This is a genomic window from Calidithermus chliarophilus DSM 9957, from assembly GCF_000430045.1.
In the GTDB taxonomy this organism is placed as follows: Bacteria; Deinococcota; Deinococci; order Deinococcales; family Thermaceae; genus Calidithermus; species Calidithermus chliarophilus.
In genome coordinates this window covers 822151-847128 of sequence record NZ_KE387023.1, presented here as the reverse complement: position 1 = coordinate 847128, position 24978 = coordinate 822151, and the positions used below count along the sequence as shown (strand labels likewise).

Genomic DNA, 24978 nt, shown 5'->3' with positions numbered 1-24978 from the left:
GGCACGTCCGCGAGGGGGTGGCCGTAGGCCATACCGGCTCTGCCGGTAACCTGGAGTCCCTCGGAGGGTGAGAGGGGGAGCAGGTTTCCGGCGCATGCCGGGTCGCGTACCGCGATGCCCTCGCCACGTGGAATGGCCTCCCCCTACACCCTCCGACGGCGGAGCGATCCCCGCCAAACCACCCCACCGCAACACACCCCCTCCTTCCACAGAAGAGAAAACTCAAGCGCTCACGTGGCTTCGCGCAGGCGCTCGAGCACCTCCCAGTCGCCCGGCTCCACCCCGTAGAGCAAAGCCACGTAGTAGCTCGCCCAGGCGACGCGGTACCAGTAGCACAGGGCTTTCGCCAGGGTGCCCTCGGCCTCGGGCTCAGGCAGCTCGATGAGGGTGTCCACGCGGCTTTCCAGGATCTCCTGGCTCACCCGCTTGCGCTCGTCGTCACCCAGCAACACCGCCGCGATGGGGTCGCCCTGCTCGTGACGCGCCTCGAGCCCGGTGAGGAAGAACTCCAGCCCTGAGGGCGGCGGCGTGATCGAGAGGCTCTTGCCGATACGGGCGTAGGTCTGCTGCATGGCCTGGGCCAGCCCCGCGTAACGCTCGGGCACCACCCACAGCGGGGTGCGCTCGAGCAGCGAGTAGGCCAGGAACTTGGCCGGGTTCTTGTCCAGGCCCACCTCCGGGCGCAGGCGCTCGCGCTCGAGCAGCAGCGCCCGGTCCACGCGCTCGAGCTCGGCCTGCTGCCCGGTCGCCAGCAGCAGGAAGCGCAGGTAGCGGTAGGGCGAGAGCGGGTGGGCCTCCACCTGCACCTCGACCTCCTCCCGGTAGCCCAGCCGCACGATCTCGGCGCCGGCCCCCGCGTAGAGCCCGGCGCTCAGGGCTTGCCCCAGGTCGTAGCCGCCCTCGAGCACGAACTGGGTGCCGCGCTCGGTGAACTCCGCCCCGATCCAGTCCCGCGCCAGCCGCGCCGCCCACCAGGCCTCGCCGTAGCCCACGACCCCGTAAGGCGGGGCGTAGCCGGCCTGCGGCACCGGCCCACTCCCCACCAGGTCGCGCAATTCGAAGGCCAGACCCATGCGGTCGGCCAGGTAGGTCTCTTGCGAATCCAGGTCGCGCATCGATTCAGTGTACAAAGCGCTTCATGAGCCTCGGCCAGAGCTCGGCGGCGGCGGGCGAGGCGGCGGGGCGCTGGCAAAAAGCCGCGAGGGAACCCCTCGCGGCCGTTCGGGCGGGCAGGCTCAGGCGGCGGGGGCCTGGCGCAGCTCGCGGCGCAGCAGCTCGAGCAGTTGCGGCGCGGGCGTGTAGCGGAAGCGGGTCGATAGGCGCGGGTCGTACTCCTGCACGAACACCTGCACGGGCTCGAGGCCCCGCAGGTGGGGGGCGTACTTGCGGATGGCCGCGTCCATCCGCTCCCCGCTCATGAGGGTGATGGAGCGCTTGGGGTGGTCTTTGAGTTCGATCACGAGTCGTCTCATAGGCGTTCTTCTCGGATGGGCAGGCGTTGTTCTAAGTGCCCTCAACGGATTTACCCCTATCCTGGGAAGCTCTAACCGTACAAACGGGCCGATTCGGTGCACACCGGGGCCAGCCGCGATGGGAAGCTTCCCGTGGGGTACTTAAAACGGCAGGGCTTCTTCCTCGCCCCTCGGCCAGATGCTCTCGCGCACGCGGCGCTCGAGCTCGCGCTCGAGGGCGTGGTGCATCCGCCAGGCCAGCTCACGCTCGTGGGGCAGGGAGGGGGCCTCGAGCAGCCAGATCTCCAGCGCCCGGTAGGCCACGCGCAGCTCGGGCGTGCTGGCCCGGGCGGCAAAGAATACCACCGCGGGCACTTCCTGGGTGTCCTCGTCGGGCTCCGGCACCGGCGGCGGCTCGAGCACCACCAGGTCTTTCAGGCCTTCCTCCCCGGCGTAGCGTTCCCTTCCCCGTTCGCTCTCGTACATGGCGGTCTCCTCACACGCGCCCTCGCCCTAAGGGCTCGAGGCATTTAGTTTACAGCATAATACTTAGGGTTCAATACGTCTGTGACATCGGTCATTATGGTATGGACATGCTCGCCATTATGTTATAAACTAAATCACGAGGTTCAACCCTAACCCATGACGTAGAACCTCGACGGAGGGCCGACCTCAGGAGCCACCAGCTGCGACGCCAAGAACACCGACTCGAGCCCCTCACACACCAAGCCACAGGACACAGGACAAAAACGGAAACAGCCATGACCAAACTCGAGATCCCCCTACACCCCAAGCTGGAGAAGATCCTCGGCTACCCCGGCCTCGCCCCCCGCGTGGTGTTCTACTTCGAGCCCGGCAGCGACACCCTGATGTACGACGACGGGCACAGCTCGGGCTCGGGCAACTCCTGGGCCTACCTGATCTGGGCCGCGCACCCCTCGGTCAAGCCGCACCTGCTGCGGCTGGAGGGCAGCCTGCTGCTCCTCGACCGCCGCGAGCGCAAGCTCTACGCCGCCACCCGCGAGCAGGCCCTGGCCGCGCTCAAGGAGGCCGGCGCCACCCAGATCGAGCTCGAGGGCGTCCCCGCCCACGACCCCGGCCACACCTGGAAGGAGGCCCAGCAGATGCTGGCCGACTTCGTGAGCTGGCTGGGCAGCAACGTCGCCCGCAAGGCCGCGTAAACCCGCCGGTAGCGCAGGCTACCGGCCACACCCCCTCAGACCGCAACGCAAACCGCCAGCGAGAAAGGACCGCGACATGATCCAAGGACTCAACACCCGCACCCGGTACGTCCGTATCGGGAAGTTCAAGATCGGCATGAAGGAGACCGTCGAGCGGGGGGGCCGCCGCTTCGAGAAGCCCACCGCGCTCGACCACTTCCGCATCGTCGACGGGGCGCAGCCGGTGCAGGCCCTCTACGGCGAGAAGCCCGCCCAGGTGCTCGTCTACCTCCCCGACAACCTCTCCGAGGCCACCTGGGACCCCTACTACAAGCGCTACGCCCGCTCGGGCCTGATGTGCCGCGGCGACGGCGTCGTGGGGCAGGAGGTTCAGGCCGACGGCAGCCTCAAGGCCCGCGACTGCGCCCTTCGGGGCTGCCCCTTCGCCCAGCCCGCCAAGAAGGGCGAGAAGACCGAGCCCGCGCAGTGCCGCCCCATCGGCATCCTGAGCTTCAAGGTCGTGGGCGTGCCCAGCGCCGGGGTCTACCAGATCGACATCAAGGGCATGAGCGCGGTGAGCCGGGCCGAGGGCTACCTGCGCCAGCTGCAGCAGGCCGCCGGCGGCGACCTCACCGGGGTGCCCTTCCTACTCACCGTGAACGTGTCGAAGGGCAAGGACGGCTTCCCCACCAGCCGCATCGAGCTGCGCGACGCGCCCGAGACCCTCGAGGCCCTCAAGGACCCCTGGAAGCGCCACGCCGCCGGGGCCGCCACCCAGCGGGTGCAGGGCTTCGTCATCACCGACGCCCACGGCAAGGTCATCGCCTCGCCCGAGGTGGGGGTGGAGGAGAACATCGCCATCCGCGCCCGCTACGCGCTGCTGCTCAACGAGGCCATCGAGAAGCACTACATCTTGGGCGACGCGGTGGAGAAGTACTACCAGGTGCTGCGCACCCTCGAGCGCATCAGCGAGGCCGAGGCCCAGCAGGCCTACGAGCGCCTCAAGGCCTACGTGGACGAGCTCGAGGCCACCCAGGACGAGCCCGTGTCCCGGCACGGCGAGACCGACCAGCGCTACGCGGGCTTCGCCTTCAAGTACCTGCGGGCCGCCGACTACGAGGCCTTGGGCTTCGAGGAGCCGGCCGAGCCCGGCGCCATGACCCGCCTCCAGGCCCGCAAGGCCATGGCCTACCTCTACGAGCAGCGCAAGAGCAAGGAAGCCGCGTGAAAGGAGCTTCAGCCCGCAGGTGGTGGCGGTGGCTTCTGGGCCTGCTCAGCTACGGCAACCGCCTGCCCGACCCACCCCCGAACAGGAGAGACGACATGGGAGCCAACCTAGTACTCGCCAGCGGCGTGCTCAGCCGCCACGAACTGCGCTACACCCCCAGGGGCACGCCCCTTCTGGAGATCGCCCTCGTGGGCAAGCGGCCCGTCAAGGACAACTTCGTCTTCACCCGCGTGGACCTCACCTTCTACGGCAAGCTCGCCGAGGCCTGGGCCCAGAGCCTGGTGGAGGGCGCGGCCTACCAGGCCAGCGGGCGTCTGGAGTACGAGAGCTGGGAGGTGGACGGCCGCAAGGGCTCGAGGCTGCGCGTGGTGGGCGAGGAGCTGCACCGCCTGGAGGGCGCCGACGTGCGCGAGGAGGAGAAGGGCCCCGTCCTCTACGGCGCCGACAACCGCGTCTTCCTCATCGGCGGCCTCACCGCCGACCCCGAGCTGCGCCAGACCTCGATGAAGACCCCAATCGCCAAGGCCCAGCTCGGCTTCTCGACCTGGGACGGTCAGAACAGCAAGAGCCACTACGTCGAGCTCGAGGCCTGGGGCGAGCTGGCCGAGCCCTTCAAGAGCCTGAAGAAGGGCAGCCAGGTGATGATCGAGGGCGCGCTCAAGACCGAGGTCTGGGAAGACCGCGAGAGCAAGACCAAGCGCTACAAGCGCCTGGTGGAGGTGGGCAAGGTCACCGCGCTCGAGCGGCTGAACGCCGGCGCCAAAGCCGCCTGAGCGCCGGGCCGGATGGGGGACATTTCTCTCAAGGCATTCGTACCTGCCCCCTTGCGCTAGCCTTACCGGTGAGGGGGCCGCGATGATTCCCAACGTGGGCTACGCCGACCAACGCATCCGCTACGTGCTGGCAGTGGTGTTCCTTCTCATCGCTTTCTTCGGCGTGAACGGGGTCTGGCAGTGGGTGTTCGGCTTGTTAGGAGCGGTCATGGTGGCGACTGCCAGCCTCAATTTCTGCCCGGTCTGGGCCGCGCTGAAGATCAACACCCGAGGTAAAGCCGCCTGAGCGCTCCAGTCCCCCTACCTCCCCCCCGGCGTTGCCGGGGGCTTTTCCTGGCGGGCGACGGCTACCGCACCGGGCGATTCCCGGGCGGGCTAGTTTAAGCAACATAGTGTTTTGAACGGGTCGGCCCCGGCGGCCGTGCTACCCTGGCCTTGATGCCGGGGGGATTCGCCAGTTGGCAAGAAGTTCGTCAGAGCCTGCTCTTACGCATCGCCTTAGGGGTCTCGCTGCTGGTGATCTACGCCGCCGAGCCCTTCGGCTTTAACCACGCGCTGATGTGGGGCGTCCTCGCCGTGATCGCCGTCCAGGTCGTTACCACCGCCTTCGGCATCCCCCGGCGCTGGCCCTGGCTGCCCGGCTTCAACTTCTACGTCAACCGCCTGAGCATCGTGCTGCTGCTGGGCGCTTCGGGCGGGGGCTCGAGCCCCTTCGTGGCGGTGAGCTACATGTCGCTGGTGGCAGCCCTCATCTGGTACAACTCCCTCCGCGACGTGCTCATCCTGGTGGGCAGCCACTGGCTGGCCCTGTTCGCCGGGGCCGCGCTCGCCGGGGCGGTGGGCGCTCCGCCCACCTGGAGCTACTGCCTGCTCCACGCCATCGGCCTGGCCGTCATCGCCTACACCCTCTCCAAACCCCTCTCCCAGCTCAACCACCACGCCGCCACCGACCCCCTGACCAAGGCCCTCAACCGCCGGGGCGGCCTCGAGGTGCTCGAGACCTGGATCGCCCAGCGCCAGCCCTTCGCCCTGGTCTTCGTCGATCTCAAGCGCTTCAAGGCCATCAACGACACCTACGGCCACTCCGTGGGCGACGAGGTGCTGGTGTGGGTGGTGGAGGTGTGCCGCTCCAACCAGCGCAGCGACGACCTGGTGATCCGCTACGGCGGCGACGAGTTCGTGCTGGCCGTCATCGGCAAGCCCGGCCCGCTGATCCAGCGCCTCGAGCGCCGGCTGGACGCGGGCCTGAACACCTCCGCCGGGCACGTGAGCGTCCAGGCCAGCCTGGGCGTGGTGAACTTCCCCAAGGACGGGCACCACCTCGAGCAGCTCCTCCACCTCGCCGACCAGCACATGTACGCCCACAAGGGCAGCGTGACGGCCTGACCGCGTTTCCCACAAACGCCCTCGGGGACCGGAAGGTGTTTTCCCCGCACGGCCGGGTTGGCCGTGCGGGGTATTCGTGGGAACCGCTCTGAGGCTCAGGGCTCGAGCCAGTTCTCCACCCTCAGCCCCTCCACCCGCCCGAACTCCCGCACGTTGTTGGTGACGAGCGTCAGGCCCAGGCTGAGGGCTTGGGCGGCGATGAGCGTGTCGTACGCGCCGATCCTGAGCCCTTTTCGCTCGAGCTCGAGGCGGATGCGCGCGGCTGCGGCAACGGCCGAGGAGTCCAGCGGCAGAGGCGGGGCGAGGCGGGTGACGAGCTCTACCTGGGCCAATTTACCCTGTGGGTCGGCGCTTTTGAGCGCGCCATAGGTCAGCTCGAACTCCGTGATGACGGAGATGTTGACCTCGCCGTACTCGAGGCTCCGCAGGCGCTCCAGAACCTGCCGTGGACGGTGCCGGGCGACGTGAATGCAGATGTCGGTGTCGAGCAGGTAGCGCATTCAACGGTCGTCCTTGTCCCAGCCCGAGAAGTCGCGCTCCTGAGCCTGTGGCTGCTGACGCCCTTCCGCCATGAAGGGCTCCCCCTCGCCCAGCGCCGCCAGGGCCTCGAACAGCCCCGCCAGGTTCCCCGGCTTCTTGCGCAGCACCACCTCGTCGCCCCGGCGGAAGATCTCCACCTCGTCCACGTCGAACTGGAACTCCTTGGGCAGGCGTACGGCCTGGGAGTTGCCGCTCTTGAAAACCTTGGTCGTCTTGATCGTGGCCACCGGCTTAGTATATACGGTGAGTATATACGAACCGAGGCCTTCCTACCTCTTTGGCAGGGGCTCCCGGTACGCCGCCAGGGCGGCATAGCCCCCTCCGGCTCCCCTGCTGACAGCGGGAGTGAAAAGGGCGGGCACGAGGCCCGCCCTACACCTGCGTTCGGCGATCCAGCCTCAGTCCTTCAGCTTCTTCGCCGCCTCGAGCAGCGCCGGGAGCACCTGGTGCACGTCCCCCACGATGCCGTAGTCGGCAATCTTGAAGATGGGGGCCTCGGCGTCCTTGTTCACCGCGACGATGTACTTGCTCTTGTTCATGCCCGCCTGGTGCTGCACCGCGCCCGAGACGGCCAGGGCGATGTAGGCGCCCGGCTGCACGGTCTTGCCGGTCTGGCCCACCTGCTCGCCGTAGGGGCGCCAGCCCGCGTCCACCACGGCGCGGGTCGCGCCCACCGCGCCGCCCAGGAGGTCGGCGAGCTGTTCCACGCCCGCGAAGGCCTCGGGGGAGCCCAGGCCGCGGCCGCCGGTCACCACCACGGTGGCCTCGGTGAGGGAGACGCCCTTCTTCTGCTCGACCACGCGCTCGAGCACCTCCACCTGCGCGGCGGGAGCCTCCACGCTGAGGCTCTCCACGCTGCCCTCGCCCTGGGGCTCGGCCAGGGGGGTGGTGTTGGGCTTGGCGGTGATCACCACGGGCAGGCCGGCGGCCTGCTTCTCGGTGACGCGGTTGAGGAAGCTGTAGCGGGTGGCGACGACCCTCGAGCCGTCGGTGGAGGTCTCGAGGGTGTCCTCCAGCAGCGCCGCGCCGAGCTTGTAGGCCAGCTTGGCGCTCCAGGAGCGGCTCTGGCGGCCCCCGGTGGCGATGACCACCCTGGCACCGGCCTTCTGGGCCGCCGCGTAGGCCGCCGCCGCCCACTTCTCGGCGGTGTAGCCGCCCACCTCGGCCACGTAGACGGTTCCGACGTAGCGCCTGGCCTCCTCGGCCACCGCGCCCAAGTTCTCGCCGATCACCACGCCGCTCACGGCGCCCAGGGCGCTGAGCTGGCGGGCCCGGGTGACGGCCTCGAGGGCTCCCTTGCGCAGGCGGGCCCCGTCGTGTTCAAGAACTACCAGGATCATTCAAACCTCCGGTGTCTGGAGAAGGTCAAAAGGCTAAAAGGTGAAAAGGCCAAAAGTAGAACCACGAGTCCGCCCCGCCACCTTTTCCCTTTTCATCTAAATCACTTTGGCTTCCTCGTGCAGCAGCCGCACCAGCTCGCTGGCCGCGCCCTGGGGGTCCTTGGTGCCGTCGAGCACCTTGTTCAGCCGGGTGCGCTCCTGGATGGTCTGCTCGAGCACCTCCACCTTGGAGGCGGCGGAGACGGGCACCTTCTTGAGCTCCTTGCGCTTGGCCTTCATGATGCCCGGCAGGGTGGGGTAGCGCGGCTCGTTGAGGCCCTGCTGGGTGGTGAAGACGGCGGGCAGGCCCACCCGCACCACCTCGGCGCCCTCGTCGAGGTCGTGCTTGGCCTTGGCCTTGCCGTCCTCGAGCTCGAGCGCGGTGGTCCAGGCCACCACCGGCCAACCCAGCGCCTCGGCCACCGCCGGGCCCAGGGCCTGGGAGTCCCAGTCGGCCTGCTGCCCGCCGGTGATCACCACGTCGGGGGCCTCCTCGCGCAGCACCTCGGCCAGCGCCTGCGCCTGGCTGATGGGGTCGAGGTAACCCTCCTGAACCAGGTGGACGGCGCGGTCGGTGCCCATCGCCAGCGCGGTGCGCACGGCCTCCTCGAAGCGCTCGGGGCCCAGCGCCACGATCACGCTCTCCCCGCCGTGCTTCTCCTGCAGCCGGATGACCTCCTCCACCGCGTACTCGTCCATCTGGTCGAGGATGAGCGTGGCGCCCGAGAGGTCGACCTTGCCGCCGTCGATCTTCAGGCGGGACTCGCTGTCGGGGACTTGACGTATGATGGCAACAAACTTCACGTACACCTCCACTTCGCTTCGGCGCGGGTTGCCGATAGCCGATAGCCAATAGCTTAAGGCGAGGGAGCCTCGAGCAGCCGTATGAACGCGTTGATCTTACCGTTGAGCAGGCTGGCCTGTTCGTAAAGCGGCTTAACCACCTGGGCCTCGACAAATCCCAGCTTTGTAGCCAGGTGGGCAGCGCTCACCGTCTCGAGCAGGGAGCCTCGAGCCATGTACAAGAACCGTAGAAAGTCCTTATCCGATCCCCTTCCTTTGCCCTCCGCGATGTTCAGACAGACCGAGGTGGCCGCTCGGCAAAGCTGTGACGTCAGGCCGAACTGCTCCCGGCTCGGCAGCGCCTCAGCCAGCCTGTACGCGCTGACGACCAATTCGCACCCGAGCTGGTAGACCTCGAGGTTCTCGAACCCGAAATAGCTCTTATCGCTCAACATGGTCGCTTGCTTCGCCCGCTGCTGATAGCCCATAGCTTTTTGGCTCTGTTTTAGCTATCAGCTATCGGCTATCAGCTATTGGCTCAATATGTGCCGCGCGATGATCAGCCGCTGGATCTCGTTGGTCCCCTCGTAGATCTGGTTGAGCTTCACGTCGCGCAGGAGCTTCTCGACGGGGTACTCGTGCATGTAGCCGTAGCCGCCGTGGATCTGGATGGCCTGGTTGGCGGCCTCGAAGGCCATCTCCGAGGCGTAGGCCTTGGCGATGGCGGCGGCGTGGGCCTGGGGGAGCCCCTGGTCGGTGAGCCAGGCGGCGTAGTAGGTGTAGGCGCGGGCGGTCTCGACGCCCATGCTCATCTCGGCCAGCTTGAACTGGATGGCCTGCAGCTCGGCGATGGGCTTGCCGAAGGCCTCGCGCTCCTTGGCGTACTTGGTGGCCTCCTCGAGCGCCCGCCGCGCCACCCCCACGCTGCCGGCGGCCACCGGGATGCGGGTCTTGTTGAGGGTGTTCATGGCGATGCGGAAGCCGTCGCCCTCGGCCCCCAGCAGGTTGGCGGCGGGCACGCGGCAGTCCTCGAAGACCAGCTCGTAGGTGCCGCTGGCGCGCTGGCCCATCTTGCCGTGCAGCTTGTTGGCCTTGAAGCCGGGGGTGCCCTTCTCCACCACCAGCGCCAGCACCCCCTTGTGCTTGAGCTCGGGGGCGAAGGTGGCGAAGACCACCACCACCTCGGCCTCGCCGCCGTTGGAGATCCAGGTCTTGGTGCCGTTGAGCACGTAATGCTCGCCGTCGCGCACCGCGCGGGTGCGCAGGGCGGCGGCGTCGGAGCCGTTGCCGGGCTCGGAGAGGGCGAAGGCGGCCAGGGCGGGCTTCTCAGTGAGGCGCTTGAAGAAGCGCTGCTTCTGCTCGTGCGAGCCCGCCAGCAGGATGGGGGTGATGCCCAGGTCGGAGGCCATGGGGATGGTGTAGATGCCCATGCAGCCCCAGGCCAGTTCCTCGCCGATGATCACCTCCTCGAGCATCCCCAACCCCAACCCCCCGTACTCCTCGGGGATGATGGCGTTGAGTAGCCCCACCTCGTGCAGCTTCTCCACGACCTGCCAGGGGACCTCCTCGCGGGCGTCGTACTCGGCGGCCACGGGGGCGATCTGCTCCCGGGCGAAGCGCCGGGCCAGCTTCTGCAACTCTTTCTGCTCGTCGGTCAGGCTGAAGTCAATGGGCATGGGCGTATGGCGGCGAGCCGGGCACGGCCTGCCCGCGTTGCGGGCGGCAGGTAAGCCGCGACCAACTCCTCCGCTCCACTTCACCTCCTCTGTGTACCGCGATCGTCATTTTTACACACAGCAACAGCACTGCTCCTGCTTACTTTGACCGAGTATAAGTTTTTATTCCCCGGTCTGCAAGCACGGTCATATATCGTATCACGCCACAGGTGCAGAAAAAACGTCACAAATCAGCCGCGGCTCAGTCCCACGACAGAAGGGCTTCAGCCCTCGCGTCTACCTTGGCCCCAGAGCAGGAACGGCCCACGCGGCCTTTCTGCCCAACGCATTGGGAGGGATAGCCATGAGACTCAAACGGTTGCTGCTGGTCGCGGGGATGGCGCTCGGGCTGAGTTCGGTGTCGTTAGCGGCGGACGCGCTCGACCCGGCTCGAGCCAACTTCGGGGTTTCCTTCGGCTTCTCGGGCGGGGTGGGTGCCGGGATCGTCGCGGGCGGCGCGCTCAACAACCTGATGTACTTAGCCCCGGGCGTCAACTTCGGCGCGCGGGCCGAGCTCGCCATGCTCTTCAGCAACCCCACCGTGGGCAGCCTGGCGGTGAGCCCGGTCGCCACCTTCGCCATCGCCAACGGCGGGCTCTACTTCGGCCCCACCATCGCCCTCGGCTTCGGCGGCGCCACGCCCTCGGTGGGCTTCGGCCTGCTCACCGGCGTGGAGCTCGACCTGAGCGAGGCCATGATGCTCTACGGCAGCCTGGCGCTGGGCCTGGGCAACGCCCTCACCGGCACCGCGGCGCTGGGCCTCGACTTCGACATCAGCGGCCCGCTGTCGGCCTTCGGCGAGATCCACACCACCTTCGCCGGCAACGTGGGCGCGTTCGGGCTGGGTGTGGGGCTGGCGTACGAGTTCTGATACCGGATTCAAAAAGATAATCACCCAAACCAAAGACCTTCAGAGGCTATCTTTTTGAATCCTAGAGCACTCACTTCGGTCGGGTCAGTTCGTCCCCATTCGGGGACGAACTGACCGAATCTGGTATGAGAGGTGTCGATAGTCGATAGCTGATAGCCGGAAAAGACTCCTGGAGGGGTGGGCCTTATGCCCGCCCCGTTCCTCGTGCAGGCGTCAGGCGGGGGGCTTGAGGAAGGTGGCGGCGCCGGGGAGGATGTGGGCCTCGAGCGGCGGCGTCCCTTCCAGGCTTTCGCCGTCGAACTGCAGGGGCAGGCTGGGGTTGGCCTCCACGCGCACCCGGCGCACCTGGTAGACGCCCAGGCGCTCGTCGACCTCGGGGGTGGCGAGGCCTAGGCGCTCGGCCATCTGGCGCATGAGCTCGGGCAGGAGCCCGGCGGCGCTGCGGGCCTTGAGCACCACCACGTCCAGGAGGCCGTCGTCGGGGGCGGCGTAGGGGGACATCTTGAGGCCGAGCTGCATGCGGCCGAAGTTGACCACCACCACCCCGATGCCGGAGGTCTCGAGCACCTCCCCGTCGAGCTCGAGGCGGAACTCGGCCACCGCCGGGTTGGCGTTGGAGAGGGCGCTGAGCACGTAGGCCCCCACCCCGAAGCGGGGCTTGAGGGCCTCGGAGTCGGCGATGAGCTTGGCGTCGAAGCCGGTCCCGGCGGCGATGGTGAAGCCGGCCGTGCGCTGTTGCCCCTCCGGGTCGCGGTAGCTGAGCCGGGCCAGGTCCACCCGCTGCTGCACGGGGTCCTCCAGCAGCACCCGCGCCAGGGCCTCGGGGTCGGCGGGCATGCCCAGGTTGAGGGCGATGAGGTTGGCGGTGCCGGCCGGGTAGGCCAGGACGGGCACTTCGGGCCGCTCGAGCGCGTGGGCCACGCCGGAGACGGTGCCGTCGCCGCCCGCGGCCACCACCGCGTCGAAGCCGTCGGCGTCGCGCAGCAGGTCGGGGAGGGAGGCCCCGGGGCCGAGCTCGCGCACCTCGAGCCCCACCCCCGCCGCCCGCACCGCCTGCGCGAACCGCCCGAAGCCGGAATCCCCCTGCCCCGAGTTGGGGTTTACAACGGCCAGAACGCGCGAGACCACGGGCTAGGCCCCCACCGCTGAACGGGCCTGGGATCGCTTGCTGAAGGCGAAATTCGCGGCCATAACTGAAAAGGCGGCAGCCCGCACGGAGGGCTTGGGAGCTTCCCTCTCTGGTCTCAGGTTTCCCGCTTTGCCCCACCTCCTCGAAAAGTAGACGCTTTCCGCTATAGCTCGCCCATCCTATCACGCAGTTAGAACGAGGGGCGTCGTGGACCATGAAACCGGGCCTCGAGCCCCCTGCCGCCACCTTCGCGCTGCACGTAACCGGGGCCCGGCGGAACGGCGCGGTGTCCGGGTGGGACTGCTCGAGGAGTAGATTGGGTCATGGAAAACCCCTGGAAGAAGTTCGTCCCGCAAAGCCCGACCCGTCAGGGCGCCGCCGAGTACTTCACCGGGCTGGTCTACATCAGCGAGCTGATCCAGAGCCCCGCGCCGATGCACCTGCAGGTCTACCGGGTGATGTTCACCCCCGGCGCCCGCACCGCCTGGCACACCCACCCCAAGGGGCAGATCCTGCACGTGGAGAGCGGGATCGGCTGGTTCGCGCGCCGGGGGGAGGGGGTGCTCGAGATCAAGGCCGGCGACACGGTCTACATCCCGCCCGGAGAGGAGCACTGGCACGGGGCTTCAACCACCCACGCCATGGTGCACCTGGCGATGCAGGCCAGCGAGGAGGGGGTGGCGGCTCATTGGCTCGAGCACGTCTCGGACGAGGAATACAAGCTCTGAGCCCCGGTCCTTCTACAGCACCCCTGCCGCCCTGAAGGCCCCGTTCACCACTTCCCTGGCCTCCTGCATGACCCGCTCGAGGTGCTCCGTCCCCCGGAAGCTCTCAGCGTAGATCTTGTACACGTCCTCGGTGCCCGAAGGCCGCGCGGCGAACCAGGCGCTCTCAGTGACCACCTTGAGGCCGCCGATGGGCTCATCGTTGCCCGGGGCGCGGGTCAGCTTGGCCAGGATGGGCTCGCCGGCGAGTTCGGTGGCCGTGACCATCTCGGGCGAGAGGTTGGCGAGGGCCTTCTTCTGGGCAGGGTTGGCCTCGGCGTCCATGCGGCTGTAGGCCGAAGCCCCGAAGCGGGCCTCGAGCTCGCGGTAGTGCTCGCTGGGGCTCTTGCCGGTCTTGGCCAGGATCTCGGCGGCCAGCAGGCCCAGGATGATCCCGTCCTTGTCGGTGCTCCAGGCCGAGCCGTCCATCCGCAAGAAGCTCGCCCCTGCGCTCTCCTCGCCGCCGAAGCCGATGGTCCCGTTCAGCAGGCCGTCCACGAAGTACTTGAAGCCCACCGGGACCTCCACCAGTTTGCGGCCCAGGGCCGCCGCCACCCGGTCGATCATGCTGCTGGAGACCAGGGTCTTGCCGATGCCCGTCTGGGGCCCCCACTGCGGGCGGTTCTGGTAGAGGTAGTGGATCGCGACCGCGAGGTAGTGGTTGGGGTTCATCAGCCCGTCGCGGGTCACGATGCCGTGGCGGTCGGCGTCGGGGTCGTTGCCCACCGCCACGTCGAACTGATCCTTGAGCCCGATCAGGGAGGCCATGGCGTAGGGGCTCGAGCAGTCCATGCGGATCTTGCCGTCCTTATCTACGGTCATGAAGGAGAAGCTGGGGTCGATGCGCTCGTTGACGATGGTCAGGTCGAGGCCGTAGTGGTCGGCGATCTTCTGCCAGGTGGCGAGGCTCGAGCCCCCCAGGGGGTCCACCCCGATCCTCACCCCGGCGGCCTTGATGGCCTCGATGTCGATGATCTCGCGCAGCTCGTAGACGTAAGGGGTGATGAAGTCGAACTCCTCGGCGGTCTCGAGCGCCTGAGTCAGGCGCACCCGCTGCACCTTGCGCAGGTCGTTGAGCAAAATCTCGTTGGCCCGCTCCTGGATGGCCCGGGTGACCCCGGTGTCGGCGGGGCCCCCGCCCGGCGGGTTGTACTTGAACCCCCCGTCCTGCGGCGGGTTGTGGCTGGGGGTGATGACGATCCCGTCGGCCAGCCCGTGGCTGCGGCCCCGGTTGTAGGAGAGGATGGCGTGCGAGACCAGCGGGGTGGGGGTGTAGCCGCGCCCCTTTTCGACGTGCACGTGGACCCCGTTGGCGACGAGCACCTCGAGGGCGCTGACCCAGGCCGCCTCGCTGAGGGCGTGGCTGTCCATGCCCATGAACAAGGGCCCGGTGATGCCCTGCTGGGCCCGGTACTCGGCCACCGCCTGCGCGACGGCCAGGATGTGGGCCTCGTTGAAGGTCCCGGCGAAGGAATTCCCCCGGTGCCCGCTGGTGCCGAAGGCCACCCGCTGCAAGGGGTCGGCGGGGTCGGGTTGCAGGGCGTAGTAGCTGGCGACCAGGCGGGGAATGTTGACCAGAATGCTGTGCGGGGCAGGTTTTCCGGCCAGAGGATGTAGGGACATGTAGCCTCCTGTTGTTCGGATTTTATCGCGCCTCCCCTCCCTACGGCTCCCGCGCTCCGGGTAATACCAGATTCGGTCAGTTCGTCCCCATTCGGGAACGAACTGACCCGACCGAAGGGATACGCTTTCTTCGCCGACCGTCAGGGAGGGGTGTGCTCTAGGATTCAAAAAGATAGCCTCTGAAGGTCTTTGGTTTGGGTGATTATCTTTTTGAATCCGGTATAAGCCCGGGCAACCGGGACCGGCGGTAGAATGGGTGCGAAAGGAGTAAACCATGTTCAAGCCACTCGGCTTCGGATTGCTGGCTTTATTGGCCCTCGGCGTGGCCCAGACTTCCTTCACCCTCACCAGCCCCGACATCCCCGCAGGCTCCACCATCAAGGCCGAGCAGGTCTACAACGGCTTCGGCTGCAGCGGGCAGAACGTCTCGCCCGCGCTCCAGTGGTCCGGCGCCCCCGCCGACACCAAGAGCTTCGCCCTCATCGTCCACGACCCCGACGCCCCCACCGGCGTGGGCGGCTTCACCCACTGGATCGTGTACAACATCCCCGCCAACGTCAGCCGGCTCGAGAAGGGCGCGGGCAACCCCGAAGGCCGCGGCCTCCCCGCCGGAGCCGTCCAGGCCGTGACCTCCTTCGGCACCCCCGGCTGGGGCGGCCCCTGCCCACCCGCCGGCGACAAACCCCACCGCTACGAGTTCACCCTCTACGCCCTCAAGGTGGACAAGCTCGAGCTCCCCGCAAGCGCCAGCCAGGCGCTAGTAGGCTTCAACATCAACGGCAACGCGATCGCCAAGGCGAGCTTCACCGCGGTCTACGGGCGATAGCCATAAGCGGTCAGCGGTCAGCGGTCAGCTTTCAGCTCGTGGTTCGTCGAGGGTCAAGGGTCTAGGGCCAGGGCGTACGACGTAGGACGTACGACCCGCGTCTTGCGTTTTGCGTTTTGCGTTTTGCTATCAGCTATCGGCTATCAGCTATCGACTATCGGCTATCGACCTTAATTCAACGACCGCTTCCCACTAAGCTGCGCCGCCTCAGCCGCCGCGTTGGGGATGTCCTCGAGCGTGATGAGCTGCAAGTCGGCGTCGGAGAGGGCGGTCATGTCGGAGCGGGCGATGCGGTTGGCCTGCTCGGCCACGATGTCCTCGAAGAGGTTGCGGCAGAAGCGGGCGTTGCCGAAGCTGCGGTCGCGCACGGCGTGGGCCTGGTGAATGGCCCCCTCGACCGCCGAGCGGGCGTCGGGGGTGAGGCGGTAGCCGGCGTCGGTGACGAACTTCTCGAAGATGGCGAGGAGCTCGTCGGGGCTGAAGTGGTCGAAGTGGAAGTAGCGCGAGAAGCGCGAGCGCACGCCGGGGTTGGACTCCAAGAAGCGCTCCATCTCGTCGGCGTAGCCCGCGATGATCACGGCGAACTGGTCGCGGTGGTCCTCCATGCGCTTGAGCAGGGTGTCGATGGCCTCCTGGCCGAAGTCGGCGAAGGTGGCGCCCTCGGGCTCCAAGGCGTAGGCCTCGTCGATGAAGAGGATGCCGCCTAAGGCCTTCTTCACCTGCTCGTCGGTCTTGAGCGCGGTCTGGCCGATGTAGCCCGCCACCAGCCCCGCGCGGTCGGTCTCGACGACGTGGCCTTTTTGCAAGAAGCCCAGGTGGCGGTAGATGCGGCCGACGAGGCGGGCGATGGTGGTCTTGCCGGTGCCGGGCGGGCCGGTGAGCACCATGTGCAGCGAGAGGGGGATGGTGGAGAGGCCGCGCTTCTTGCGCTCGGTCTGCACGAAGAGGAAGTTGACGAGCGTCTGGACTTCCTGCTTGATGTGGTTCAGGCCGATGAGGGCGTGGAGCTCGGCCAGGACCTTCTCGAGGCTGTCGTCGTCGGGGGCTTGGAGGGCGGAGGGGTCCTCCTCGGGGCTCACCTCGCCCTGCAGCAGCAGCACCGCGTGGACGCGCACGCGCATCTGGCGGTTGAGGTAGAAGCCCACCGCGCTGCCGAAGGCCTTCTCGAAGTCGGCGGCCGGTTTGGTGTCGACGTGCTGGTCGTTGATGTAGAAGCGCACCTCGGCGCCCTGGCGCACCACCGTGAGCCAGTTGACCGCGTCGCCCTGCTGCACGAGGGGGGTGCGGGTCCAGTTCTGCAGGGTGGTCCACTCGTTGCTGTCGCAGGCGTCGATGCGGTAGTGGCCGTCGCCGCTGATGAGGAAGGAGTAGAAGTTGTCGGCGTCGCGCAGGGCCCACACCAGGCCGTAGCCGTAGTCGTTGACCCCGTTCACCTTCTCGAGGATCACGTGCAGGCGGAAATCCCGGCTCCAGTCGGCCTTGGTGCCGCACCACGAGAGCCAGTTGCCCTCCGAGCGCTTGTGCTCGAAGACGTAGCAGCCGTTCTCGAGGGCGAGCAACACCTCCTTGGAGTCGCGCACCGACCACTCGTTCTTGTTGTCGGTGAAGAAGTCGCTGAAGACCAACATGGGCCCAGTGTAGTAGAGCCCCCGTCTCATCCGGCCCGATTTCGACCCGAGGGGCTTGACGCTCCCCTCAGGGTTCATATTATGTAAGTATGTACTTACTTTCAGAGCCGAACCCGACCCGGGCCAGCATCCTGCAAGCCGGGCTCGAGCTGCTGGTCGAGCGGGGCTACAAGGGGGCCACCACCCGGGCCATCGCCGAGCGGGCCGGCCTGACCGAGGTCACGCTCTTCCGCCACTTCGAGAGCAAGGAAGCACTGCTCAAGGCCGCCGTGGCCCAGTTCTCGCCCCCCCTGGCCGAGGTCGTGCCCCCCGACAGCGGAGACCTCGAGGCCGACCTGTACCGGCTGGGGCACAGCTACCTGACCCTGATCCAGGAAAACGGCGGCCTGCTCCTGCGCCTGGTGCCCGAGCTGCTGCGCCACCCCGAGCTGGTGGGGGGGGAGCCACCCCCGGGGGTCATGCGGGTCTTTTCCGCGGTGATCGGCTTCTTCGCCCGGCAGCAGGCCGCGGGGCGGCTGCACCGGGCCGAGAGCCCCCAGCAACTGGCGCTGGGCTTCGCCGGGCCGCTCTTCGCCCGCTTGATGCTGGGGGGGATCTGGCACCTGGGGCTCGAGTTCGACCTGAAAGCCCACGTGCGGGGCTTCCTGGAAGGGAGGAGGGGAAATGGTTAGCGTAGAAGGGGTTTCCCGGCGTTTTGGGAGCTTCCGGGCGCTCGAGGGGGTGAGCCTCGAGGTGCACCCCGGCGAGGTTTTCGGCCTGCTGGGGCCCAACGGGGCGGGCAAGACCACGCTGATCCGCATCCTGAGCGGGGTGCTCGAACCCAGCGAGGGCCGCGCGAGCGTGGCCGGGCTCGACGTGCGGCGGCAGCCCGACGGGGTGAAGGCGGCCATCGGCTACGCCACGCAGGAGGTCTCGGTGTACCGCGACCTCACGGTGCGGGAGAACCTCGAGTTCCGCGCCAGGCTCTACCTGGAGCCCAAGGCCGTGCGGCCCGCGGTGGAGCGCACGCTGGGGCGCTTCGGGCTGGGGGAGTTCGCCGAGAAGCTGGCCGGGGCGCTCTCGGGGGGGTGGCGGCAGCGGCTGGCCCTGGCCCAGGCCGTGGTGCACGGCCCCAGGGTGTTGTTCCTCGACGAGCCCACCACCGGCTTAGACCCGGTCTCGCGCCGCACCATCTGGGACCTGATCCACGAGGAGGCGCGGGCCGGGGTGAGCGTGCTGGTGACCACGCACTACATGGACGAGGCCGAGCGCTGCACCCGGCTGGCCCTGCTCTACGGCGGGCGCGTGCTGGCGACGGGCACCCCCGCCGAGCTCAAGGCCCTGGCCCAGTCCCAGGCCCGCTTCGCTTTCGCCCGCACCCAGGCGACCCCCGAGGCCCTGCGCGCCCAGCCGGGGGTGCTCGAGGCCTGGCCCAGCGGCGACGGGATGCGGCTGATCCTGGAGCCCGGCGCCCACCCCCCCCTCGAGCTCGCCCCGGCCATGCCCAGCCTCGAGGACGTGTTCGTGGTGCTCACCCGGCAGAGTGCGGCGCTGCTGGCGGGAGGTGCCCGGTGACGCGGGTGCTGGCCGTCGCCCACAAGGAGATCACCCAGATCCGGCGCGACCACGTGTTGCCCCGGCTGATCGTGGGGCTGCCGGTGATGATGATGCTGCTCTTCGGCTACGCCATCAACTTCACCCTCTCGGGCATCCGGCTCTCGGTCTACGACGGCTCCGCCGACCGTGTCAGCCAGGCGCTGGTGCAGGAGCTGGGCAAGGACGACAAGTTCCGCCTCACCCACGCCGCGCGAAGCCCGCAGGAGGTGCCCGAGGCCATCGACGAGGGCCGCGCGCGGGTGGGGCTGGTGATCCCCGAGGGGGCGCTGCAGACGGTGCGGCAGGACAAGAGCCTGGTGATCGAGGTCTACGTCGACGGCTCCGACCCCAACTTCGCCTTCCAGGCCCAGGCCGCCCTGCGCAAGGCGCTCGGCGACCTCAACGGCCGCCTGCTGGCGGGCAAGGCGTTGGCCGGGCAGGCCGTCACCCCGCCCCTCACCCCCTCGCTGCACACCCTCTACAACCCCGACAACAAGACCGCCTGGTTCATGATCCCCGGCATCATCGGCCTGATCCTCACCCAGTTCACGGTGCTGCTCACCGCGCTGTCCATCGTGCGCGAGGGCGAGAGCCGCATGATGGAGACCCTCATCGCCACCCCCGTCAAGCCCTACGAGGTGGTGCTGGGCAAGGTGCTGCCCTACCTGGGCATCTCCTTCGTGGTGGCGCTCTTGGTGCTGGCGCTGGGCCACTGGGTCTTCGGGGTGCCGGTGCAGGGCAACTTAGGCTGGCTGCTGCTCTTGATGCTGCTGTTCCTGGTGGGCTCGCTGGGGGTGGGGGTGCTGATCTCGACGCTGGCGCGCACCCAGGTGCAGGCGGTGTTCGGCACCTTCGCCTACGCCTTCCCCACCATCTTCCTCTCGGGCTTCGTCTTCCCCATCGACGGGATGCCCGCGCTGTTCCAGGCGGTGTCTTACGCAGTCCCCGCCCGCTACCTCATCGAGGGCTTGCGCGGGGTGATGCTGCGGGGGGTGGGCTGGGAGTTCTTGTGGCTCGACTTCCTGGCCCTGAGCGTCTTCGGCGCTTTGGTGCTGATGCTGGCCTCGAGCCGCTTCCGCAAACAGCTCGCGGTGTAGATTGGGAGGCCAGATGATGCCGAACGTCGTACATGGTGTGCCGAACGCAAAACGCAAGGCGCAAGACGCAAAACGCCGGACGGTATGGGTCGTGCGTCCTGCGTCGTACGCCGTACGCCAAACGTTGAACGCCCCTTCTCTGGGGGCGAGGGGCGAGGCTGCTGGCGGGGAGGGCTGGGGAGGGGTTTTTCACCACGGGCCACGGGCCACGGGCCACAGGCCACGAGCCTTTTGCTTTTGGCTACCGGCCATCGGCCATCGGCTATCAGCTATCGGCGACTTCCGGGGCGGGATTTTCGCGCTGGTCGTGGCGGTGGTTGCCCACGTGCTAGCTACCAGCCAGGCCCAGAGCCTGACGGTGGGCCTGTTCGCCGCGCCGGGGTACATCAGCCCGACGCTCGAGGGCAGCCTCGAGCTCGGGGGCTTCAGCCTGAGCGCGCGGCTCAAGCGCGACAGCCTGGGGCTGGGGGTGGAGGACGACCTCGAGTTCGGCCCCGCCGGGCGCTTCGTGTTCGGGGCGCGGGGCGATCTGGGCTTCGGGCTGCAGCCGCTGGCCTGGGGCGCGGAGGCCTACCTGCGCGGCAGCGTGGCCCAGTTCGGGCTCGACGCCCGGCTCGGCTACGCCTCGGCCCCCCGTGCGGCGCTGTGGGCGGGGGAGCGCAACTTCAGCGGCTTCGCCGGGAATTTCAACGCCAGCTACCGCCTGGACCCCGCCAACACCCTGCGGGCCTCGCTGGCCTACGCGGGCGACGTCCCGGGCGCGATCTTCCAGGGCTCCACGCTGGGCCTGGAGGGAAGCTGGGCGCTGCGCGAGGGGGGAGCGACCTACCTGGCGGGCCTGGGCTTCCGGGTGGGGGCCTACGCGCTGCTGGGCTGGCGCGGCGAGCTGGGCGAGGAGGGCACCCTGCTCGACGCCACGCTGCGGCTGGGCTGGGTCAACCGCCTCGAGCTCGGCCTGTTCCAGGAGGAGCTGCGCTTGCGGCTCATGACCACCTTCCCGCTGGGCGGTGTGCCCTTCGAGGCCGCCGCCAGCCTGGAGGCCGAGAGCCTGCGCGGCGACGTGGCCTACGACAACGCCAACGGGCGCTGGACGGTGTGGCTGCGCTACACCTTTACCTTCGACTGATCGTTCTCGTAGCGGTCAAATCCGACTCATCTCCCCTGCCCTACCCTGACGGGAGGGAAACGGAGGAACCTGAATGCCGAACGCCCAACGCAAAACGTCCAAATACGTCGATGGTCGATGGTCGATAGTCAGTAGCCAAAGGCCGAAGGCCATACGCGCCCTCCTCGGGGTGCTGTTCCTGGCTTTGAGCTGGGTGGGGGCCCAAAGCCCCGCCGAGATCACCAAGCAGGTCCAGGCCAACCTGGAGAAATCGCCCTGGGAGGCCACCGTCAGCGGCAAGGCCCAGCTACCCGACGGCTCGAGCCAGGACGTCGAGTTCCGCTTGCAGGTGCTGCCCGGCAAGGAGCAGGTCGCGCGCGTGGAGTTCAAGAAGCCGGGCTCGCTCGAGGGCAACTTCGTGGTGATCTCCGAGAAGGAGGTGTGGAACTACCTCTTCCTCACCAACCAGCTCATCATCCAGCCGCGCGCCAAGGCCAACGTGCAGGGGCTGGGCGTCAACCTCACCAGCCTGGGCGACTTCGACCAGCTCAACGAGCAGGTCAGCCTCAAGCTGCTGGGCGAGGAGCGCACCGCCGAGGGCGCGGCCTGGAAGCTCTCCGGCACGCCCAAGGACAAGACCCAGGGCTACAGCAGCATGGAGATCCTGGTGCTCAAGGCCGACCCCCGCCCCCTGGCGCTCACCCTCAAGGACGCCGGCGGCAAGACCGTGGCCGACCTGGCCTTCAAGGGCTTCAAGCGGGTCAACCTCACCGCCAAGCAGCTCAAGAAGTACCCCGCCGACGCCGAGGTGGTGCGGAAGTAGGGCACGGGGCAGCCGGCTAGGGGCAGGCCATGGCCTGCCCTTTCCTTTCGCGAGACGCGGCGGAGACGGCGGCGCACGCCTGCTGCCCTAGGCTGGGGGATCATGCCCCTGCCCATCGCCCGCAAGCACTTCTTCGAGCGCTACCGCCGGCAGTTCGTCAACCGGCTGCGCCAGACCCAGGCCGACGGCTTCGAGGCCATGTTCGACTACTGGGAGCGCTCGAGCCTCAGCGACCTGCGCTGGATGGCCTACGCCCTGGCGACGGCCTACCACGAGACCGGCGCGACCATGGCCCCGGTGCGCGAGGGCTTTTGCAAGAGCGACGCCGACTCGGTGCGCGTGGTCACCAGGCTCTTCGAGCAGGGCAAGATCAAGCGCAACTACGCCCTGCCCCACGCCAACGGGCAGTGCTACTTCGGGCGGGGGCTGGTGCAGATCACCCACGGCTACAACTACGAGCGCCTGGGACGGGCCATCGGGCTGGGGCGGCAACTCTACGACAACCCCTCGCTGGCCCTGGACCTGGGCATCGCCGTGCAGATCCTCTTCGTGGGCATGGTGGAGGGGCTCTTCACCCGCAAGTGCCTCGCCGACTACTTCAACGACACCAAGACCGACTACAAGAACGCCCGCCGCATCATCAACGGCCTCGACCGCGCCGAACAGGTCGCAGGCTATGGCAAGAGGTTCTACTTCTGCCTCACCGGGAAGCCTGCCTGAGTTGCGAACTGGACTACAATGATCGGGTGAGCCCCAAAGACGCGGTTTTACAGGCGGCCCTCGAGCGCTCCGCCGCGCTGGTGCAAGCGGACCGCGCGGCGCTCGAGCGCCTATTGCACCCGAATTTCACCTACGTGAACGCCGGCGGGGCGCGGCTGAACCTGGAGGAATATCTCGAGACCTACGTGAGCCTGGGCGACATGCGCTGGGAGCAGCAGGAGCTCGAGCAGGTGCAGGTCGAGGTCTACGGCGACACCGCCGTACTGGTCGCGCGGCTGCACGACCGGGCCACCCACCAGGGCCACGTCTTCGACGCGTACTTCCAGACCATCCAGGTTTACGTGCTTTTTCCGCAGGGCTGGCGCTGCGTGGCCGCGCAGACCACCCAGGCCCCCCAGGAGTGAGCCGCCATGCCTGACCCCGCCCCGCCCACCGACGCCCTCACCGCCCTCGAGGCCGAGAACGCCCGCCTGCGCCGCATCGCCGAGGCCGCCAAGGAAGCGCTGGCGCTGCTGGAGGGCCGCCGCCCCGGCTTCACCACCGCCTACGCCCGCGACGTGCTGCGCACCGCCTTCTCCGACGACCCCATCGCCCTCACCCGCCCCATCCGCCGCTACCGCAGGCGGGCTAAAGCCAAGACTGCGCGGGCCGGTGGGCGCAAGAAGAAGTAGTGGGTCGATGGTCGATGGTCGATGGTCGAACGCCAAACGCTAAACGCAAGACGCGAGACGTCCCTTCTTCACCCCCTTAGTAAGGGGGGCTGGGGGGATACGCCCTCCCCGCCGGCGGGGAGGGACAGGGTGGGGTCTACCACAGGCTACGAGCCACGAGCTGACGGCTGATAGCTGATAGCTGACCGCTAAAAACCAAACGGCGTCTCCGGGCGCACCTCGAGCACCCCTACCCGGTCCTGGCCCTGCTTTCCTACGCGCAAGACTCCCTGGGCCGCGGCCTTCTGCTTGAGGCACAGGCCTTTGTCGGTGTTGCAGAAGTACACGTCGCCTTCGAAGCGCAGCGGGTAATCTCCCGGCTTGGCGGTCTTGGGGACGTTGAGCTTCCACTCGAGCGGCAGGGCGTTCTCGACGTAGTGCTCGGGGTCGGGGGGCCAGGGGGTGCCCTGGGGGCTGCGGGTGAGCTTCAGGCCCGCCTGGAAGGGGTGGGCGAGGCCGATGCTGGTGCGCACGTGCAGCACGTATTCCTTGGGGACGCGCACCTCGAGGCGCACCACTACCGGGCTGCCCGGCTGGGCGTGGGTCAGGCCCGCCGGGGCCGGGGCCGCCAGCGCCAGGCCCAGCAGCGCCGCCCATCCCAGTTTGCCGACCCGTCGTAGCATGCCCTCACTCCGCCAGCAGCTTCTCGAGCTGTGCCTCGAGCGCCGCGATGCCCTTAGGATAACGACCGGAGATCTCCCCGGCGTGAACATAGCGCACAGTGCCTTGCTTATCGATGAGGTAAAAGGCCGGCCAGTAGCGGTTGCCGTAGGCCCGCCAGGTGCGGTAGGCGTTGTCCTGCACCACCGGCCAGGTGATCCCCTTCTGGGCGATGGCCGCGCGCAGCTTGGCGGCGTCTTTCTCGTAGTCGAACTCGGGGGTGTGCACCCCCACGATCTCGAGCCCCCGCTCCTTGTACTTGGCGTAGTAGTCGCGCAGGGCGGGGAGGCTGTTGTCGCAGTTGTAGCAGCCGAAGGTCCAGAAGTTGAGCAGCACCACCCGCCCGCGCAGGGCCTCGAGGGAGGTGGGGGCGGTGTTGAACCACTCCCCGCCCGCCGTGATGGGCGGGGCCGCGCTGCCCACCCGCTGGGCCATGACCCACGCCAGCAACCCCAACACCGCCAGCAACCCCAGCACCCGCTTTCCCATACGCCGCCTCCTGCCAGCCCGTACGCAGGCCCCGGCGCTTTGGGATAGGCTTGGGCCATGACCCTCGACCTCAACGCCGACGCGGGCGAGTCCTACGGGGTGTGGAGCCTGGGCCACGACGCGGCGCTGTTCGGCCTGCTGACCTCGGTCAACCTGGCCTGCGGCTTCCACGCGGGCGACCCCCTCACCATCGAGCGCTCGGTGAAGCTGGCCCACCGGCACGGCCTCGCCGTGGGGGCCCACCCCGGCTTCCCCGACCGGGTGGGCTTCGGGCGGCGCGACCTGGCCGCCACGCCCGAGGAGGTCTACGCCGACGTGCTCTATCAGGTCGGGGCGGTGGCGGCGTTCCTCAAGGCCGCCGGGTTGCCCCTGCACCACGTCAAGGCCCACGGAGCCCTTTACAACCGCGCCACCCGCGACCCCCAGACCGCCCGCGCCATCGCCCAGGCCGTGCGCGACTTCGACCCCGCCCTCCCGCTGGTGGTGCTGCCGGGGACGCCGCTCGAGGCCGGAGCCCTCGAGGCGGGCCTGCGCGCCGTCGCC

General features: G+C 68.3%; 31 protein-coding genes. 17 read left to right on the top strand and 14 right to left on the bottom strand.

The window, feature by feature from the left end:
• Window positions 1–230: 230 nt before the first annotated feature.
• From MEICH_RS0104150 to MEICH_RS0104140, 3 genes are all read right to left on the bottom strand, one after another.
• Window positions 231–1115: an SIS domain-containing protein gene (locus MEICH_RS0104150; RefSeq protein WP_027891557.1), complete on the bottom strand. Its 885-nt coding sequence runs from the start codon at window positions 1113–1115 to the stop codon at window positions 231–233.
• Between the two features lie 120 nt (window positions 1116–1235).
• A complete protein-coding gene (locus MEICH_RS0104145; RefSeq protein WP_147372573.1) occupies window positions 1236–1472 on the bottom strand; it encodes a hypothetical protein in 237 nt (78 codons plus the stop codon).
• 141 nt (window positions 1473–1613) lie between these two features.
• On the bottom strand, window positions 1614–1937 hold the full coding sequence (locus MEICH_RS0104140) for a hypothetical protein (protein ID WP_027891555.1): 324 nt from the start codon (window positions 1935–1937) through the stop codon (window positions 1614–1616).
• A gap of 275 nt (window positions 1938–2212) precedes the next feature.
• On the opposite strand from MEICH_RS0104140, the gene MEICH_RS0104135 reads away from it, so the two are divergent.
• The 5 genes from MEICH_RS0104135 to MEICH_RS0104115 all read left to right on the top strand — a co-directional run bounded on the left by MEICH_RS0104135 (window position 2213) and on the right by MEICH_RS0104115 (window position 5998).
• Window positions 2213–2632, top strand: a complete 420-nt coding sequence (locus MEICH_RS0104135) for a hypothetical protein (protein WP_027891554.1) — start codon at window positions 2213–2215, stop codon at window positions 2630–2632.
• A 76-nt stretch (window positions 2633–2708) separates the two neighbouring features.
• Window positions 2709–3839, top strand: a complete 1131-nt coding sequence (locus tag MEICH_RS0104130; RefSeq protein ID WP_027891553.1) for a recombination directionality factor — start codon at window positions 2709–2711, stop codon at window positions 3837–3839.
• Between the two features lie 95 nt (window positions 3840–3934).
• Window positions 3935–4612, top strand: a complete 678-nt coding sequence (ssb, locus tag MEICH_RS0104125; RefSeq protein ID WP_027891552.1) for a single-stranded DNA-binding protein — start codon at window positions 3935–3937, stop codon at window positions 4610–4612.
• A gap of 82 nt (window positions 4613–4694) precedes the next feature.
• On the top strand, window positions 4695–4898 hold the full coding sequence (locus MEICH_RS0104120; protein ID WP_027891551.1) for a YgaP family membrane protein: 204 nt from the start codon (window positions 4695–4697) through the stop codon (window positions 4896–4898).
• 152 nt (window positions 4899–5050) lie between these two features.
• Window positions 5051–5998, top strand: coding sequence for a GGDEF domain-containing protein (locus tag MEICH_RS0104115; protein ID WP_027891550.1), 948 nt, complete (start codon window positions 5051–5053; stop codon window positions 5996–5998).
• A gap of 95 nt (window positions 5999–6093) precedes the next feature.
• On the opposite strand, the gene MEICH_RS0104110 is transcribed toward MEICH_RS0104115, so the two are convergent.
• From MEICH_RS0104110 to MEICH_RS0104085, 6 genes are all read right to left on the bottom strand, one after another.
• Window positions 6094–6498: a type II toxin-antitoxin system VapC family toxin gene (locus MEICH_RS0104110; protein WP_027891549.1), complete on the bottom strand. Its 405-nt coding sequence runs from the start codon at window positions 6496–6498 to the stop codon at window positions 6094–6096.
• Window positions 6499–6765, bottom strand: coding sequence for an antitoxin (locus tag MEICH_RS0104105; protein WP_245587612.1), 267 nt, complete (start codon window positions 6763–6765; stop codon window positions 6499–6501).
• Between the two features lie 171 nt (window positions 6766–6936).
• Window positions 6937–7878: an electron transfer flavoprotein subunit alpha/FixB family protein gene (locus tag MEICH_RS0104100; RefSeq protein ID WP_027891547.1), complete on the bottom strand. Its 942-nt coding sequence runs from the start codon at window positions 7876–7878 to the stop codon at window positions 6937–6939.
• A gap of 96 nt (window positions 7879–7974) precedes the next feature.
• Window positions 7975–8721 carry an electron transfer flavoprotein subunit beta/FixA family protein gene (locus tag MEICH_RS0104095; RefSeq protein WP_027891546.1) on the bottom strand — a complete coding sequence of 249 codons (747 nt, stop codon included), beginning with the start codon at window positions 8719–8721 and terminating at the stop codon, window positions 7975–7977.
• A gap of 53 nt (window positions 8722–8774) precedes the next feature.
• The gene (locus MEICH_RS0104090; RefSeq protein WP_051303896.1) at window positions 8775–9188 is read right to left on the bottom strand and encodes a four helix bundle protein; all 414 of its coding nucleotides are present in this window, start codon (window positions 9186–9188) and stop codon (window positions 8775–8777) included.
• Window positions 9189–9230: 42 nt separating this feature from the next.
• The gene (locus MEICH_RS0104085) at window positions 9231–10376 is read right to left on the bottom strand and encodes an acyl-CoA dehydrogenase family protein (RefSeq protein WP_027891544.1); all 1146 of its coding nucleotides are present in this window, start codon (window positions 10374–10376) and stop codon (window positions 9231–9233) included.
• Window positions 10377–10719: 343 nt separating this feature from the next.
• On the opposite strand from MEICH_RS0104085, the gene MEICH_RS0104080 reads away from it, so the two are divergent.
• Window positions 10720–11286 carry a hypothetical protein gene (locus MEICH_RS0104080; protein ID WP_157202604.1) on the top strand — a complete coding sequence of 189 codons (567 nt, stop codon included), beginning with the start codon at window positions 10720–10722 and terminating at the stop codon, window positions 11284–11286.
• Between the two features lie 213 nt (window positions 11287–11499).
• Here MEICH_RS0104080 and MEICH_RS23525 read toward each other — a convergent pair whose 3' ends face one another.
• Entirely contained in the window at window positions 11500–12414 is a 915-nt protein-coding gene (locus MEICH_RS23525; protein WP_036218281.1) for a diacylglycerol/lipid kinase family protein, read from the bottom strand.
• A 324-nt stretch (window positions 12415–12738) separates the two neighbouring features.
• Here MEICH_RS23525 and MEICH_RS0104070 point away from each other — a divergent pair, with 324 nt between their 5' ends.
• Window positions 12739–13143, top strand: a complete 405-nt coding sequence (locus MEICH_RS0104070) for a (R)-mandelonitrile lyase (RefSeq protein WP_027891542.1) — start codon at window positions 12739–12741, stop codon at window positions 13141–13143.
• Between the two features lie 12 nt (window positions 13144–13155).
• Here the strand turns inward: MEICH_RS0104070 and pgm are convergent, their stop codons facing one another.
• Complete coding sequence (gene pgm, locus MEICH_RS0104065) at window positions 13156–14802, bottom strand: phosphoglucomutase (alpha-D-glucose-1,6-bisphosphate-dependent) (RefSeq protein WP_027891541.1); 1647 nt, start codon at window positions 14800–14802, stop codon at window positions 13156–13158.
• A 274-nt stretch (window positions 14803–15076) separates the two neighbouring features.
• Here pgm and MEICH_RS0104060 point away from each other — a divergent pair, with 274 nt between their 5' ends.
• The gene (locus MEICH_RS0104060) at window positions 15077–15628 is read left to right on the top strand and encodes a YbhB/YbcL family Raf kinase inhibitor-like protein (protein ID WP_027891540.1); all 552 of its coding nucleotides are present in this window, start codon (window positions 15077–15079) and stop codon (window positions 15626–15628) included.
• A 170-nt stretch (window positions 15629–15798) separates the two neighbouring features.
• Here MEICH_RS0104060 and MEICH_RS23520 read toward each other — a convergent pair whose 3' ends face one another.
• Window positions 15799–17256, bottom strand: a complete 1458-nt coding sequence (locus MEICH_RS23520) for an AAA family ATPase (protein ID WP_051303895.1) — start codon at window positions 17254–17256, stop codon at window positions 15799–15801.
• Between the two features lie 89 nt (window positions 17257–17345).
• Between MEICH_RS23520 and MEICH_RS0104050 the strand changes: the two genes are divergently transcribed.
• From MEICH_RS0104050 to MEICH_RS0104015, 8 genes are all read left to right on the top strand, one after another.
• On the top strand, window positions 17346–17927 hold the full coding sequence (locus tag MEICH_RS0104050; protein WP_027891539.1) for a TetR/AcrR family transcriptional regulator: 582 nt from the start codon (window positions 17346–17348) through the stop codon (window positions 17925–17927).
• Window positions 17920–18810, top strand: coding sequence for an ABC transporter ATP-binding protein (locus MEICH_RS0104045; RefSeq protein ID WP_027891538.1), 891 nt, complete (start codon window positions 17920–17922; stop codon window positions 18808–18810). The genes MEICH_RS0104050 and MEICH_RS0104045 overlap by 8 nt, the downstream gene beginning before the upstream one ends.
• Window positions 18807–19928, top strand: a complete 1122-nt coding sequence (locus MEICH_RS0104040) for an ABC transporter permease (RefSeq protein ID WP_027891537.1) — start codon at window positions 18807–18809, stop codon at window positions 19926–19928. Before MEICH_RS0104045 ends, MEICH_RS0104040 begins: the two co-directional genes overlap by 4 nt.
• A gap of 325 nt (window positions 19929–20253) precedes the next feature.
• On the top strand, window positions 20254–21054 hold the full coding sequence (locus tag MEICH_RS0104035; protein ID WP_157202603.1) for a hypothetical protein: 801 nt from the start codon (window positions 20254–20256) through the stop codon (window positions 21052–21054).
• A 169-nt stretch (window positions 21055–21223) separates the two neighbouring features.
• Entirely contained in the window at window positions 21224–21856 is a 633-nt protein-coding gene (locus MEICH_RS0104030) for an outer membrane lipoprotein carrier protein LolA (protein ID WP_245587611.1), read from the top strand.
• A 102-nt stretch (window positions 21857–21958) separates the two neighbouring features.
• Window positions 21959–22576, top strand: a complete 618-nt coding sequence (locus tag MEICH_RS0104025) for a glycoside hydrolase family 19 protein (RefSeq protein WP_027891534.1) — start codon at window positions 21959–21961, stop codon at window positions 22574–22576.
• Window positions 22577–22602: 26 nt separating this feature from the next.
• On the top strand, window positions 22603–22980 hold the full coding sequence (locus tag MEICH_RS0104020; RefSeq protein WP_027891533.1) for a nuclear transport factor 2 family protein: 378 nt from the start codon (window positions 22603–22605) through the stop codon (window positions 22978–22980).
• A 6-nt stretch (window positions 22981–22986) separates the two neighbouring features.
• Window positions 22987–23247: a hypothetical protein gene (locus MEICH_RS0104015; RefSeq protein ID WP_027891532.1), complete on the top strand. Its 261-nt coding sequence runs from the start codon at window positions 22987–22989 to the stop codon at window positions 23245–23247.
• A 188-nt stretch (window positions 23248–23435) separates the two neighbouring features.
• On the opposite strand, the gene MEICH_RS0104010 is transcribed toward MEICH_RS0104015, so the two are convergent.
• Both MEICH_RS0104010 and MEICH_RS23515 read right to left on the bottom strand, forming a co-directional pair.
• The gene (locus MEICH_RS0104010) at window positions 23436–23909 is read right to left on the bottom strand and encodes a hypothetical protein (RefSeq protein WP_027891531.1); all 474 of its coding nucleotides are present in this window, start codon (window positions 23907–23909) and stop codon (window positions 23436–23438) included.
• A 4-nt stretch (window positions 23910–23913) separates the two neighbouring features.
• Window positions 23914–24435, bottom strand: coding sequence for a redoxin domain-containing protein (locus MEICH_RS23515; protein WP_051303893.1), 522 nt, complete (start codon window positions 24433–24435; stop codon window positions 23914–23916).
• Between the two features lie 57 nt (window positions 24436–24492).
• Here MEICH_RS23515 and MEICH_RS29660 point away from each other — a divergent pair.
• The coding region (locus MEICH_RS29660; protein ID WP_036218806.1) for a 5-oxoprolinase subunit PxpA at window positions 24493–24978 on the top strand (486 nt) is incomplete at its 3' end.

Bases quoted from the DNA above. Each gene is read 5' to 3' on its own strand.
- MEICH_RS0104010 (WP_027891531.1), bottom strand. From the start codon at position 23,909: ATGCTACGACGGGTCGGCAAACTGGGATGGGCGGCGCTGCTGGGCCTG.
- MEICH_RS0104025 (WP_027891534.1), top strand. From the start codon at position 21,959: ATGCCCCTGCCCATCGCCCGCAAGCACTTCTTCGAGCGCTACCGCCGG.
- MEICH_RS0104115 (WP_027891550.1), top strand. From the start codon at position 5,051: ATGCCGGGGGGATTCGCCAGTTGGCAAGAAGTTCGTCAGAGCCTGCTC.
- MEICH_RS0104060 (WP_027891540.1), top strand. From the start codon at position 15,077: ATGTTCAAGCCACTCGGCTTCGGATTGCTGGCTTTATTGGCCCTCGGC.
- MEICH_RS23515 (WP_051303893.1), bottom strand. From the start codon at position 24,435: ATGGGAAAGCGGGTGCTGGGGTTGCTGGCGGTGTTGGGGTTGCTGGCG.
- MEICH_RS0104145 (WP_147372573.1), bottom strand. From the start codon at position 1,472: ATGAGACGACTCGTGATCGAACTCAAAGACCACCCCAAGCGCTCCATC.
- MEICH_RS0104045 (WP_027891538.1), top strand. From the start codon at position 17,920: ATGGTTAGCGTAGAAGGGGTTTCCCGGCGTTTTGGGAGCTTCCGGGCG.
- MEICH_RS0104100 (WP_027891547.1), bottom strand. From the start codon at position 7,878: ATGATCCTGGTAGTTCTTGAACACGACGGGGCCCGCCTGCGCAAGGGA.
- MEICH_RS0104135 (WP_027891554.1), top strand. From the start codon at position 2,213: ATGACCAAACTCGAGATCCCCCTACACCCCAAGCTGGAGAAGATCCTC.
- MEICH_RS0104120 (WP_027891551.1), top strand. From the start codon at position 4,695: ATGATTCCCAACGTGGGCTACGCCGACCAACGCATCCGCTACGTGCTG.
- ssb (WP_027891552.1), top strand. From the start codon at position 3,935: ATGGGAGCCAACCTAGTACTCGCCAGCGGCGTGCTCAGCCGCCACGAA.
- pgm (WP_027891541.1), bottom strand. From the start codon at position 14,802: ATGTCCCTACATCCTCTGGCCGGAAAACCTGCCCCGCACAGCATTCTG.
- MEICH_RS0104130 (WP_027891553.1), top strand. From the start codon at position 2,709: ATGATCCAAGGACTCAACACCCGCACCCGGTACGTCCGTATCGGGAAG.
- MEICH_RS0104090 (WP_051303896.1), bottom strand. From the start codon at position 9,188: ATGGGCTATCAGCAGCGGGCGAAGCAAGCGACCATGTTGAGCGATAAG.
- MEICH_RS0104070 (WP_027891542.1), top strand. From the start codon at position 12,739: ATGGAAAACCCCTGGAAGAAGTTCGTCCCGCAAAGCCCGACCCGTCAG.
- MEICH_RS0104140 (WP_027891555.1), bottom strand. From the start codon at position 1,937: ATGTACGAGAGCGAACGGGGAAGGGAACGCTACGCCGGGGAGGAAGGC.
- MEICH_RS23520 (WP_051303895.1), bottom strand. From the start codon at position 17,256: ATGTTGGTCTTCAGCGACTTCTTCACCGACAACAAGAACGAGTGGTCG.
- MEICH_RS0104050 (WP_027891539.1), top strand. From the start codon at position 17,346: ATGTACTTACTTTCAGAGCCGAACCCGACCCGGGCCAGCATCCTGCAA.
- MEICH_RS0104110 (WP_027891549.1), bottom strand. From the start codon at position 6,498: ATGCGCTACCTGCTCGACACCGACATCTGCATTCACGTCGCCCGGCAC.
- MEICH_RS0104015 (WP_027891532.1), top strand. From the start codon at position 22,987: ATGCCTGACCCCGCCCCGCCCACCGACGCCCTCACCGCCCTCGAGGCC.
- MEICH_RS0104150 (WP_027891557.1), bottom strand. From the start codon at position 1,115: ATGCGCGACCTGGATTCGCAAGAGACCTACCTGGCCGACCGCATGGGT.
- MEICH_RS0104085 (WP_027891544.1), bottom strand. From the start codon at position 10,376: ATGCCCATTGACTTCAGCCTGACCGACGAGCAGAAAGAGTTGCAGAAG.
- MEICH_RS0104080 (WP_157202604.1), top strand. From the start codon at position 10,720: ATGAGACTCAAACGGTTGCTGCTGGTCGCGGGGATGGCGCTCGGGCTG.